Raw genomic sequence first — 11,394 nt, 5'->3', positions numbered from 1 at the left:
GCTCCCTAGCGAATAACCTTTTTAATTACCGCTAATAGCTGATCGGGATTAAATGGTTTAACAATCCAACCTGTTGCCCCTGCAGCTTTACCTTCTACTTTTTTTTCTAAACCCGATTCTGTTGTGAGCATTAGCAGTGGTGTAAATTTATAACTCGGTAAAGTACGCAGCTCTCGTATTAATGTAATTCCATCCATTATTGGCATATTTACATCTGAAATAACGGCATCAAAGTCTTGCTGTTTGGCAATAGCGAGTGCCTCACTACCATCTTTAGCTTCGGTTACATCAAACCCGGCAGTTTTTAATGTAAAGCTCACCATCTGACGCATCGATGCTGAATCATCAACCGCTAAAATTTTTTTCATATATACCCCTAACTTTTACTTTCGGTTGTTAAGTATTGGCTTAAGCCAAGTTTATTAATTGTATGCGTTAAGGCCTCGCTACTGCCTACCCATATTATTTTGTGCTGTATGGTAAGTAGGTGCTTTTGTAAGGCGCATAAAAGTTGAATTGAGGCAGTATCAGCAGAAATTACATCGTTAATATCAAGACAGATATCATCGTTGCTATTGAGTTCTTGTAGTAAATCTTGATGTAGTGTTTCAACTTGCGAAATAGCAAGTTCGCTCGGAAGTTTTAGCATTAAGTAAGTGCATTCCCTGTCAATTCAATTCATAACAAAAGCTTAGCCCTAGTTATTAAAATTGCCATAAAATGCTTAATTAAATTTAACTTGTCGTTAAAAAACAAAAAAAGGAGCCTAAAGCTCCTTTAAAATTGTTAAAAAGTAAAAACTAGTTTTTGTAGTAATCAGCTATTTTTTTAAACTCTTCAGTTAAAGTAGTCGCATTAATTAATGGCACACTACCTTGTTTAAATTCTGGTTTAAAAATAGCTCTAACGGCTCCATTTTGATCAACCATAGCGACCGAGGCACTATGATCAACAGCATATTCTGATTCACTACTATCGCTAATGGCGTAGATTAAACCAAGCTCTCGAACTACAGGAAAAAGGTGTTTATGCTCTCCTGATACAGCTAAAAAGTCAGGGTTAAAGTAATCTATGTATTGCTTTCGTTTAGCTGGCGTATCGCGTTTTGGATCAACCGATAAAAACCAAACTTGCAGCGGATAATCTGCTTGTAAATTTTTATAAACAGCATTTAACTTAGCAAGTGTTAATGGGCAAATATCTGGACAGCTTGTATAGCCTAAAAATACTAAATTCCACTGCCCTAAAAATTGTTGTTTAGTCACTAATTCGCCGCGCTGATCGTTTAGCGTAAAATCAGACAGTGGCTTTGCATTTTCGTAAACTAATGCATCTACATCTGGTCGACTATTTTCATTTGAACATGCTGATAAAAACAAAACTAAAATAACAATTAATCCAAGCCATAACTGCTTCATAAAGGGAGCCATTTATCTATAAATAAGATTACAAAGAGTACCATTAAATGAATAATCGAAAAACGAAATAAGTCCATTGCAGCCTCATCATTTCCAGCAATTTTTAATTTAACCGCTTTATATATAAACACTGCATTTAATACACACGCACCTATTAAATATATTAATCCAGACATACCAATTAAATAAGGCAATACGCAAACTACAGCGAGTAAAACAGAGTAAGCAACGACGCACGTTTTACAAAAATCGATACCATGTGTTACTGGCAGCATAGGGATTTTAGCGCGTTCATAATCACTTTTTCGTGCTATAGCCAGCGCCCAAAAGTGTGGTGGGGTCCAGGTAAATATTATCATTACGAGTAACCAAGGGGCTGCTGCCATTTGGTTTGTTTCTGACACCCAACCTAATAATGGAGGCATTGCGCCAGCCAACCCACCTATAACAATATTTTGCGGCGTTGCACGCTTTAAAAATGATGTATAAACAAATGCATAACCTACCAATGCAAATAACGTTAATATAGCGGTTAAGACATTAGCCCACACCATCAGCATAATAAAGCCAGCAATCCCAATAACAGCTGCAAAACTAAGCGCATGTGTTTTACTTAAGCGCCCTTTAGCCACAGGGCGATGACGAGTCCGTGCCATTTTTGAGTCTATCTCGCTATCAACCACATGATTAATAACCGCTGCAGCAGCAGAAAGTAGCCCTATGCCTAACAAGCTAATAAACTGTACGACCATACCACGCCCCACATCGGGAGCCAGCGCTAAACCAACCCAAGCTGTTAGTACCAGCATGGCTACCACTTTAAATTTACTAATTGCTAAGTAGTCTTGCAGCAAATTATGAGTACGCGAAATTAGCGATTGAGTATTAACGGGTAGCAGTATTTTTTTATCAATTATAAGTGCCATTATATTTCCCCTTTATGTGCGTGATTTTAGGTAATAACACAACCTAACCATGCTTAATAACAGTATGGCAGCCATCAAGTTATGCGCCAGTGCAACTCCCAACGGAATATGCAAATGTACTAAAATAAGCCCTAAGCTAATTTGGCAAAGCAGGACAAGTAATACGCTCACAACGCAATTTTTAATTTTTTTAGAGTATGCTTGGCTGTATATTTTCCACATAATTAGCGCCAGAACGATGCAAGTAACCAGTGCCCAAATACGATGTAATAAATGAATAGACATACGCGCTTGCTGCGATAACACACCAAACTCATAATTACTGTGCTCAAGTGGTAATTGAAATACGCTACTTAATGAAAACGGTTGTGCGTAATTACACAATGGCAAACCACTACAATGTGGAGCGGCGTAATTTGCAGCCAGCCAACCACCAAGTGCAATTTGGATTACTAACACACTGAGCGCTACTAAACTTAAACCGAAATAGCGTTTTGCGCCGCTATCGCCACCCATAATGGGTTTTTCGGTTAGCCGTAAATATAAAAGCGTTATAAGTGACAAAATACTAAAGCCACCTAATAAGTGGCCCATTACAATAAGCGGCTGAAGGTTCATGGTTACTGTCCACATACCAAGGGCAGCCTGAAACACCACGAGTAGAAGTAAAGCCAAAGGCAATTTAACTGGCGTAGTTGGATATTGGCGCTTTAAAAAAGCCAACACAAATAAACCTAAAATAAGTAAACCTAAAGCACCTGCAAAGTAGCGATGAATCATTTCTTTCCACGCTTTTGCGGTTTCGAACATCATATCGGGGTAGCTTTGAGTTGCTAAGGCTATATCGGCCTCATGCTTAGGTACCGTTAAAAAGCCGTAACAGCCAGGCCAATCGGGGCAGCCTAAACCTGCATCACTTAAGCGTGTATACGCACCTAAAGCAACCACAATTAAAGCGAGTAACCCTGTTATTAATACTAAGTTTTTATAATTTTTATACATCAGATACTCCAACTTAAGCTCAACTTAATTAGCTAGAACGAGAATAGTTAAGTAATTTTTTTAGATCTTTTAATAACCCTTTTTGTACTAAACGGTTTTCTTGTGGCTCGGCCTTAAAGGGATATTCAAGTACCACTAACCCCATATGATCAATTAAATACAAACTTGCAGGATTTAAACTCTGTTGCTCGGTAATAATTTTCCATGGTAGATTTTTATTGTTGGGGCTTCCTATTACAGCCATATCAACCTTGCCTTGGTTTTTACCAAGTGCCACATATAAGTTATTAAGTGCATTGAGCTGTTCGCTGCATGGGGTGTTACATTCGTTTGAATAATTAAGTGCGATAGTCCATTGCTTGGGATTATTTTGCGGCCAATTTTTGAGTTTTATTTCTTGGCTTAAAAACTCGCCATTATTAGTAATTGCAGTAGGCAACCAATCAAACTTTAATGCGCCATATGCCAAAACTAATGGGATTGCGCAGCAACCCACAAACAACAAAAGGGGATTATTTTTCATTATGTGTCCTTTTTTTACTCGCAAAAATAGCAACAACAGCACATGCAACAGCAATTAAAAACCATTGCACAGCGTAGGCATTATGTTTTTGAGGGCTCATAACAACAGCCTCATAATGAGGTGTTGCAATCTCATCACCAGTACCTTGTCTGTAAGCCATAAAATTAATTAATGATTGCTGGCTTTGAGTGCTCAGCATATTCAAGTCGATAGATTGGATTCTTGTAGGTAAGTCGTTATTTGTAGTTTTATCTTCAAGCGTAAAGCTACTTAAGTTATTTTCTTTTATTTGCGCTTTAAGAATAAAAACACCTGTAGGCAGAGTAACCTTTGGCAGTATCTCTCTAGATATAGGCGCTTTTACCCATCCTAAATTAACTAAAATCACTTTTTCTTCGCTGTCTGGCTTTAGTAAAGCAAGTAAGTCGTACCCTACTTGCCCGTTATAAACTTGATTATCTAAAAGCCAATATTGGTTTTGTACAAACCGCCCTTTTAACTCAACCAATACACCTGTTTTGTTCCAGCTATCAGGCAGATTAAGTAATTGAGACCAGCTCATCACACCACGAGTCTGTTGCTTAGCAATAGCGGTTAGTTGCTGCTGTTTTTGCTCACCCCGCTCCAGCTGCCAAAATCCTAGTCGCACACACACAAGTACCACAACCACAACCATACAAAGTGTGATTAGTGAGCTAAGCTTTTGTTTGTGCCATAAAACTAACTGCATAAAGGGTCAACTCAGTGATTATTAAAATTATTATCGTACTGTTGTTAATATTTATACTTTTTAACTTATTTAGAGCATTGTTTATTATGGTGTCAGGGAAAACTGGGGGACGACCTATGTCTCACTTTTTAGGTCGTCGCGTATTGTTTTCGGTCGTTGTTTTAGTTGCTGTTATTGCAGCGCTTAAACTTGGTTTTATTAAAGCAAATAATTCGCCAATAAACGCTACAGCACATATACAAATACAAACAAACACAGCCACACCACATCAACAAAGTGCCAATACCAAGCCGCTGCTTGAAAAGCAAAATGCTTATCTTTAGTAAAGTGCCCTTTTAATATCCGTAAAAATATTACAAATAAAAGTACGGTTCCAAGAGTTACATGCATGCCATGAAAACCAGTCAATAAAAAGAACGTATTACCGTAAACACCTGCATCTAGCGTTAAGTTTAAATCGTTATACGCATGAATATATTCCTCAACTTGTAACCCTAAAAAGCAAACACCTAATAAAATAGTAGCGCCTAAAAAAACTTTAAGTGGAGTACGTTTATTGTTTTCCATCGCTACATGGGCAAAATGTAGAGTAACTGAGGAAGTAAGCAGTATTAAGGTATTAATAAGCGGCAAACCTTGCCAGCCCATAGCTTGAGTAGTTTCGCCTGCAGGTGTTGAAACTAGCGGCCAAACAGCTTCGAAAGTTGGCCATAATACTTCATTGGTCATTGCATTATTGCCTGCGCCTCCAAGCCAAGGTACCGACAATACGCGTGCATAAAAAAGCGCACCAAAAAAGGCCATAAAAAACATAACTTCAGAAAAAATAAACCAGCTCATACCTTGCCTAAAAGAGCGATCCATTTGTGCTGAGTACAAACCTTGATCCGACTCACGAATTACATTTTTAAACCAGCTAAACAACATATACACAAGCACAGCGATACCGGCATAAAGTAGGTAAACCCCGCTCCCCCCTTCTTTGCCTACACTCATAACTGTTAAGCCTGCACCTACTGCAATAAAAAACAATGCAACAGCGCCCACAATAGGCCACGGGCTTTGCTCTGGTACATAATAATGCTCATATTCTTGATTCATTTTATTTACTCCTAGTTTCACACTAGTTTAAAAAGCTAGTTATTACTTGCCACCAGCTGTTCACTAATATCAAATACGGTATAAGATAAAGTTAATTCTTCAATGTCGCTTGGCAGTGCTGTATCAACATAAAAAAGTAATTTAAATTTAAGTTCTTCCCCTGCTTTTAGAGGTTGCTGATCAAAGCAAAAACACGCTATTTTATGTAAATACTTTGCCGCTTTACCTGGCGAGACTGATGGTACAGCCTGCATTACTTTATCTAGGTTGCTGTTATTTTTAGCACTAAACATTACTTCACGCATTGCACCGGGTTTTACCACAACACTGTATTCTTTTGACTTAACTTCAAACGGCGCACCTCTTTGCGCGTGAGTAGTAAAACTAACGCCAACTTCTCGGTTTTGTATTATTTGCGTACTTTGCTCTGCTTGCTCAAGCGAAGGTTTTCCATTAAGCCCTGTTACGTCGCAAAACACGTCATACAAAGGTACTAAAGCAAAGGCAAAGGCAAACATACCTATGCAAATAAGTACCAAACGTTTGAGTAGCGGTGCGTGTGTCATTACTTGATTACCGGCGGCTTAGAAAAAGTATGATATGGCGCTGGAGAGTCAACTTCCCACTCAAGCCCTTCTGCCCCTTCCCATACTTTTGCAGGTACTTTATCGCCACCGCGTGCACATTTAATTACCACAGCTACAAACAACAATTGCGATAAACCAAAGGCAAATCCACCAATACTTATGATTGCGTTAAAGTCGGCAAATTGGAGTGCGTAATCGGGAATTCGACGCGGCATACCGGCAAGCCCTACAAAATGCATAGGAAAAAACAGTACGTTCACGCTCACCAGTGATAGCCAAAAATGCCATTTAGCTAACGTGATATTAAACATATTGCCCGTCCACTTGGGCAACCAGTAATAAGCCCCTGCCATTATCGAAAATACGGCCCCTGTTACTAATACATAATGAAAGTGCGCCACTACAAAATAAGTATCGTGATATTGAAAGTCAGCAGGTGTAATTGCTAGCATCAATCCCGAAAAACCACCTAAGGTAAACAGCACAATAAACGCAATACTAAAAAGCATTGGCACTTCAAAAGTTATTGAGCCTTTCCACATTGTGGCAACCCAATTAAATACTTTTACGCCTGTAGGTACCGATATAAGCATGGTCGCGTACATAAAAAACAACTCGCCAGCGACTGGCATCCCAGTGGTAAACATATGATGAGCCCATACAATAAAGCTCAATAGTGCTATGGAGGATGTGGCGTATACCATTGAGGCATAGCCAAAAAGTTTTTTACGAGAAAAGGTAGGTACTATTGTAGATATAATGCCAAAGGCAGGAAGAATCATTATGTATACTTCGGGGTGACCAAAAAACCAAAAAATGTGTTGGAACATCACCGGATCACCACCGCCTGCGGCATCAAAAAAGCTGGTCGCAAAGTACTTATCGGTAAGCACCATAGTGACAGCCCCTGCAAGCACAGGCATTACCGCTATTAATAAAAAGGCAGTAATTAACCACGTCCATACAAATAAGGGCAACTTCATCCATGTCATGCCGGGGGCACGTAAGTTCACTATGGTTACAATCACATTGATTGCGCCCATTATTGAGCTAATTCCCATAATATGTACGGCAAATACAAACAATGCAGTATTATCATTACTGTATGTTGTGGACAGTGGTGCATAAAAAGTCCAACCAAATGCAGGACCCCCACCAGGCATAAATAACGATGCCAATAGGATTAAAAATGCAAACGGTAAAATCCAAAAGCTCCAGTTATTCATTCTTGGCAATGCCATATCTGGCGCGCCAATCATTAGCGGTATCATCCAATTAGCAAGGCCTGTAAAGGCCGGCATAACCGCACCAAACACCATAATTAAACCATGCACTGTGGTCATTTGATTAAAAAAGTGAGGGTCGACCAACTGTAAACCAGGTTGAAATAATTCAGCTCTGATCACCATGGCCATTCCACCACCAATTAAGAACATGGTCAGCGAAAAAATTAAATATAAACTACCTATATCTTTATGATTAGTTGTGTAAAGCCAGCGTTTAAAACCTTTAGCTGGGTGATGAGCATGATGAGCTTCATTGGCGTTAGGTTGTTCTACTATGCTACTCATTAGTTCGCCTCCACTTTGGCATCAAGTGCTGCCTGTATTTGACTCGGTTGAATAACATCACCCGTATCATTACCCCACGCATTACGTTTATAAGTAATAACCGCTGCTAATTGCTTTATAGATAACTGCTTGGCAAATGCTTGCATTGCCGTACCAGGTCGTCCATGGATAACTACATCAATGTGATCTTTTATATCGCCAAGCACTATCGGGCTGCCTTTAAGTGCAGGAAATACACCCGGTAATCCCATGCCTGTAGGCTGATGACATGCAGCGCAATTGGCCATATATACTTGTTCGCCTAAAGTCATTAATTCTTCTTTTGGGAGGGTTTTATCAAGTAATGCGGCATCTGCTAATGCTGCTTTTTGTTTAGCCTGCTTTGCATCTGCAAGCCATGTTTTAAAATCAGCCTCAGATTTAGCAACCACCACAACGGGCATAAAGCCATGATCTTTACCACACAACTCAGCACATTGGCCTCGGTAAGTACCTTCTTCGTTTATGTTCGTCCATGTTTCGTTTATAAAGCCGGGATTCGCATCTTTTTTAACTGCAAAATCAGGTACCCACCAAGAGTGGATAACATCGTCAGAAGTCATTAAAAATCGTACTTTTTGATTTATTGGCAGTACGAGAGGTTTATCAACCTCAAGTAAGTAGTTAGGATTTTTATCTGCAAGATTAGCGATTTCATCTTGCGGGGTAGATAAAATAGAGTAGAACTCTACATCTTCGCCCATATATTCATAATGCCATTTCCATTGTGAACCTGTAATTTTAATAGTGAGATCAGCTTTGCTGGCATCTTCCATTGCAATTAGGGTTTTAGTAGCTGGTACTGCCATAGCAATTAAAATAACAAACGGAATTGCAGTCCAAAGTATTTCTACTTTAGTGCTTTCGTGAAATTGGGCAGGTACAGCCCCTTTAGATTTACGGTGATGAATAAGTGCCCAGAACATAATTGCGAACACTATCACCCCAATCACACAACATATTATAAATATGGTCATGTGCAGCTGATATACATTATTGCTTATATCGGTTACGCCTTTGCGCATATTGTATTGGCTGTTAGCCAAAACTGGGTGCGAAAAAACACATAATATAAGCCACAAGGTAGAGGTCAGTTTACCCATGTGGTGGCTCCTTTGATGCTATTGCGAATGCAAAGCGAAGAGGCATACGGCTTAAACGCCAATTCGTTATTTTTATTTTTTTAGCCAATCTCATTTAATATTGATTGGTTTTGCTGCGCCAACAACGTGTTTGTGTATATTGTGTGTTCTCAAAACTAAAAAGCTGTGAGTTATTATTAGCTCAGCACATTAATAATTAGCTAAAAAATGAACAACAAGCAAGTTTTAGTATAAAAAACAATCAGGTTGTAATTGGGTAATTAACAAAAAATCAGCAACTAGCTAGGCAACAGGAAGTTCAAAAGATGAGAAAAACAAAGGGGTTTAACGCATTCGGAGGGGAAATTATAAGTGCAAAAAAGTTTACAGGTTGAATAGTCAGTGGGCTGTTTGCACCCTATTTTAGTACAAATTTTAAAACAAAAATGCGTACTAATTAGTACGCATTTATAAAACTGCTTGTTTAAAAGCTATTTTTAAAGTCACATCCAATCAGCGTTTCTTATAACGCCAACGGCTAAGCCTTCAATATTAAAAGACTCATTCTCAAGATCTACTTCAATAGATTCAAAATCGTCGTTTTCAGCATGAAGTAATACTTTACGACCTGCTTTCTCAAGACGTTTTACAGTTACGTCTTCGTCTAAGCGTGCAACAACAACTTGTCCGTTTTCAGCGGTTTGAGTACGATGTACTGCAAGTAAATCACCATCCATAATACCAATATCTTTCATGCTCATACCGTTAACGCGTAGTAAAAAATCTGCAGCCGGTTTAAACATTAATGGATCGATTTTGCAGTGACTTTCAACGTGCTCTTGCGCCAAAATAGGTGAACCAGCAGCAACACGCCCTATAAGCGGTAAACCTAATTGTTCTGGCTCTTCTTCTTCAATTAACTGAATACCACGGCTTGCACCTGGCTTCATTTTAATTGCGCCTTTTTTAGCAAGTGCTTTTAAATGCTCTTCAGCAGCATTGGCACTTTTAAAACCTAATGTTTGCGCTATTTCAGCACGTGTAGGAGGCATACCAGTGTCTTTAATAAAAACTTTAATTAGTTCGAGTATTTGAGCTTGGCGGTTCGTTAATGGTCGCATACAACTGGTTTTCCATACAGTACATTTAACTGTGAGTATATACAGTTAAATAAAAATCGCAAATTTAAATTAAGCCTTAAAATAGCCAAAGTAATTTCACTTGTGTACATTTTAGGGATATAACTAAAACTAAGTTTATAAATGATAAAAAAAGCAAAGGAGTCATTATGAGTATTTGGTATCAACCTATTACTTTAGAGTTTTGCAAACAGCTTGATGAAGGTATAAATGGTCAAGGTACGCTGATGAAAACTATGGGGATAGAAATCACAGAGATTGGCGATGATTACTTGGTTGCCACAATGCCGGCAATTCCTGAGCATCATAACCCAATGGGGATGGTTCACGGCGGTGCTAACGTTGCACTTGCCGAAACAGTTGCCAGCTATGCAGCTAACTTTGTTGTCGATTTTACAAAATTTTACTGCGTGGGACAGGAAATTAGCGCAAGTCATTTAAAAGCGTCTCGCAACGGCACTTTAACAGCCACGGCAAGAGCATTTCATATCGGTAAGCGTAGTTCAGTATGGGAAATAAAAATTACAAATAGCCGCAATGAGCTTTGCTGCGTATCTAAAATGACCGCAGCAGTCGTAGAGCGAAGATAGTTACTTTTCGATTGGGTAAATTGTAATTTCCATACCCGCACCAATCGCAGATATACGTAGTAATGTATCTGCATCTAAGGCTTGATTAAAGCACTTAGGGGAAGTGCCTGATTCAAAACCAATATCAAACGTTCTACGTGAACAGCTTAACCATTGCTTTAGCGCGTTACGCGAACACGATTCAATAAGCTCACATATATGGTTTATTGCTTTGTCAGGCGTGTTTACTACACCTGTTGCTTCAATACGCGCTAATTGACGGTATTCGTCTTTGTCATAATGTAAAATCGTAGCGACTTTTTTCAAGTCCGCCACTAGCAAACTAATATCTTGCTTTGATTCAAGCTCAAGATCTACATTTAAAAATTGAATTTCCGACATCGTTTCGTATTTATCCTCTAATAATTTCATTGCAAACTTTAACGCAGTTTTACCGTTATACCAAATCAACTATGCTCTATTAACCACTTTATATGGATATTTCGCAGCTTTTAAGTATTTATTAGCATTTAAAGCTAGCTGGATATCAAACATTCAGCTCAATTGTACAAATAAATCATGTTAGCAATTTAAGTGTAATCTTTTTTATTTTTAAATGATTACAGTAAGCTATAGTTTAAACTGCGACAAAATGTCGCAGTAACTTATCTCATTAATGTAATAAACTAGCCTCTAAAAATAATAAG

At 38.6% G+C, this 11,394-nt stretch carries 15 protein-coding genes; 2 read left to right on the top strand and 13 right to left on the bottom strand.

Annotation, left to right across the window (positions count from 1 at the left end; translation table 11 throughout):
- Positions 1-5 precede the first annotated feature (5 nt).
- The 7 genes from WNY79_RS16095 to WNY79_RS16065 form a co-directional block, all read right to left on the bottom strand.
- The gene (locus WNY79_RS16095; RefSeq protein WP_024599648.1) at positions 6-368 is read right to left on the bottom strand and encodes a response regulator; all 363 of its coding nucleotides are present in this window, start codon (positions 366-368) and stop codon (positions 6-8) included.
- An 8-nt stretch (positions 369-376) separates the two neighbouring features.
- Entirely contained in the window at positions 377-649 is a 273-nt protein-coding gene (locus WNY79_RS16090; RefSeq protein WP_024599647.1) for an STAS domain-containing protein, read from the bottom strand.
- Positions 650-800: 151 nt separating this feature from the next.
- Positions 801-1,418: an SCO family protein gene (locus tag WNY79_RS16085; RefSeq protein WP_076925824.1), complete on the bottom strand. Its 618-nt coding sequence runs from the start codon at positions 1,416-1,418 to the stop codon at positions 801-803.
- Positions 1,415-2,344 carry a heme o synthase gene (cyoE, locus tag WNY79_RS16080; protein WP_342876383.1) on the bottom strand — a complete coding sequence of 310 codons (930 nt, stop codon included), beginning with the start codon at positions 2,342-2,344 and terminating at the stop codon, positions 1,415-1,417. Before cyoE ends, WNY79_RS16085 begins: the two co-directional genes overlap by 4 nt.
- Positions 2,345-2,356: 12 nt before the next feature.
- Positions 2,357-3,346, bottom strand: a complete 990-nt coding sequence (locus WNY79_RS16075; RefSeq protein WP_342876382.1) for a COX15/CtaA family protein — start codon at positions 3,344-3,346, stop codon at positions 2,357-2,359.
- A gap of 28 nt (positions 3,347-3,374) precedes the next feature.
- Positions 3,375-3,869, bottom strand: a complete 495-nt coding sequence (locus WNY79_RS16070) for a transmembrane cytochrome oxidase associated protein (protein WP_342876381.1) — start codon at positions 3,867-3,869, stop codon at positions 3,375-3,377.
- Positions 3,859-4,599, bottom strand: a complete 741-nt coding sequence (locus tag WNY79_RS16065; protein WP_342876380.1) for an SURF1 family protein — start codon at positions 4,597-4,599, stop codon at positions 3,859-3,861. Before WNY79_RS16065 ends, WNY79_RS16070 begins: the two co-directional genes overlap by 11 nt.
- Positions 4,600-4,613: 14 nt before the next feature.
- Here WNY79_RS16065 and WNY79_RS16060 point away from each other — a divergent pair, with 14 nt between their 5' ends.
- Positions 4,614-4,922 carry a DUF2909 family protein gene (locus WNY79_RS16060; RefSeq protein ID WP_342876379.1) on the top strand — a complete coding sequence of 103 codons (309 nt, stop codon included), beginning with the start codon at positions 4,614-4,616 and terminating at the stop codon, positions 4,920-4,922.
- Here WNY79_RS16060 and WNY79_RS16055 read toward each other — a convergent pair.
- The 5 genes from WNY79_RS16055 to lexA all read right to left on the bottom strand — a co-directional run bounded on the left by WNY79_RS16055 (position 4,825) and on the right by lexA (position 10,100).
- Positions 4,825-5,700, bottom strand: coding sequence for a cytochrome c oxidase subunit 3 (locus WNY79_RS16055; protein ID WP_342876378.1), 876 nt, complete (start codon positions 5,698-5,700; stop codon positions 4,825-4,827). The genes WNY79_RS16060 and WNY79_RS16055 overlap by 98 nt on opposite strands.
- Before the next feature lie 35 nt (positions 5,701-5,735).
- A complete protein-coding gene (locus WNY79_RS16050; RefSeq protein ID WP_342876377.1) occupies positions 5,736-6,266 on the bottom strand; it encodes a cytochrome c oxidase assembly protein in 531 nt (176 codons plus the stop codon).
- Complete coding sequence (ctaD, locus tag WNY79_RS16045) at positions 6,266-7,858, bottom strand: cytochrome c oxidase subunit I (RefSeq protein ID WP_024595091.1); 1,593 nt, start codon at positions 7,856-7,858, stop codon at positions 6,266-6,268. The genes WNY79_RS16050 and ctaD overlap by 1 nt, the downstream gene beginning before the upstream one ends.
- Positions 7,858-9,000: a cytochrome c oxidase subunit II gene (gene coxB / locus WNY79_RS16040; protein WP_024594300.1), complete on the bottom strand. Its 1,143-nt coding sequence runs from the start codon at positions 8,998-9,000 to the stop codon at positions 7,858-7,860. Before coxB ends, ctaD begins: the two co-directional genes overlap by 1 nt.
- A gap of 482 nt (positions 9,001-9,482) precedes the next feature.
- Positions 9,483-10,100, bottom strand: coding sequence for a transcriptional repressor LexA (lexA, locus tag WNY79_RS16035; protein WP_007584941.1), 618 nt, complete (start codon positions 10,098-10,100; stop codon positions 9,483-9,485).
- Positions 10,101-10,267: 167 nt separating this feature from the next.
- Between lexA and WNY79_RS16030 the strand changes: the two genes are divergently transcribed.
- Positions 10,268-10,708 carry a PaaI family thioesterase gene (locus WNY79_RS16030; protein WP_342876376.1) on the top strand — a complete coding sequence of 147 codons (441 nt, stop codon included), beginning with the start codon at positions 10,268-10,270 and terminating at the stop codon, positions 10,706-10,708.
- Here WNY79_RS16030 and WNY79_RS16025 read toward each other — a convergent pair whose 3' ends face one another.
- The gene (locus WNY79_RS16025; RefSeq protein WP_008138697.1) at positions 10,709-11,089 is read right to left on the bottom strand and encodes a hypothetical protein; all 381 of its coding nucleotides are present in this window, start codon (positions 11,087-11,089) and stop codon (positions 10,709-10,711) included.
- Positions 11,090-11,394 lie beyond the last annotated feature (305 nt).

It is taken from the genome of Pseudoalteromonas sp. AS84 (assembly GCF_038900255.1).
Classification (GTDB): Bacteria; Pseudomonadota; Gammaproteobacteria; order Enterobacterales; family Alteromonadaceae; genus Pseudoalteromonas.
Note: the sequence above shows the minus strand (reverse complement) of the source record. Positions and strands in the feature narration are given on the sequence as shown.

Coding starts and splice junctions, on each gene's coding strand:
- WNY79_RS16095 (WP_024599648.1), bottom strand. CDS start 368: ATGAAAAAAATTTTAGCGGTTGATGATTCAGCATCGATGCGTCAGATG.
- WNY79_RS16090 (WP_024599647.1), bottom strand. CDS start 649: ATGCTAAAACTTCCGAGCGAACTTGCTATTTCGCAAGTTGAAACACTA.
- WNY79_RS16085 (WP_076925824.1), bottom strand. CDS start 1,418: ATGAAGCAGTTATGGCTTGGATTAATTGTTATTTTAGTTTTGTTTTTA.
- cyoE (WP_342876383.1), bottom strand. CDS start 2,344: ATGGCACTTATAATTGATAAAAAAATACTGCTACCCGTTAATACTCAA.
- WNY79_RS16075 (WP_342876382.1), bottom strand. CDS start 3,346: ATGTATAAAAATTATAAAAACTTAGTATTAATAACAGGGTTACTCGCT.
- WNY79_RS16070 (WP_342876381.1), bottom strand. CDS start 3,869: ATGAAAAATAATCCCCTTTTGTTGTTTGTGGGTTGCTGCGCAATCCCA.
- WNY79_RS16065 (WP_342876380.1), bottom strand. CDS start 4,599: ATGCAGTTAGTTTTATGGCACAAACAAAAGCTTAGCTCACTAATCACA.
- WNY79_RS16055 (WP_342876378.1), bottom strand. CDS start 5,700: ATGAATCAAGAATATGAGCATTATTATGTACCAGAGCAAAGCCCGTGG.
- WNY79_RS16050 (WP_342876377.1), bottom strand. CDS start 6,266: ATGACACACGCACCGCTACTCAAACGTTTGGTACTTATTTGCATAGGT.
- ctaD (WP_024595091.1), bottom strand. CDS start 7,858: ATGAGTAGCATAGTAGAACAACCTAACGCCAATGAAGCTCATCATGCT.
- coxB (WP_024594300.1), bottom strand. CDS start 9,000: ATGGGTAAACTGACCTCTACCTTGTGGCTTATATTATGTGTTTTTTCG.
- lexA (WP_007584941.1), bottom strand. CDS start 10,100: ATGCGACCATTAACGAACCGCCAAGCTCAAATACTCGAACTAATTAAA.
- WNY79_RS16030 (WP_342876376.1), top strand. CDS start 10,268: ATGAGTATTTGGTATCAACCTATTACTTTAGAGTTTTGCAAACAGCTT.
- WNY79_RS16025 (WP_008138697.1), bottom strand. CDS start 11,089: ATGTCGGAAATTCAATTTTTAAATGTAGATCTTGAGCTTGAATCAAAG.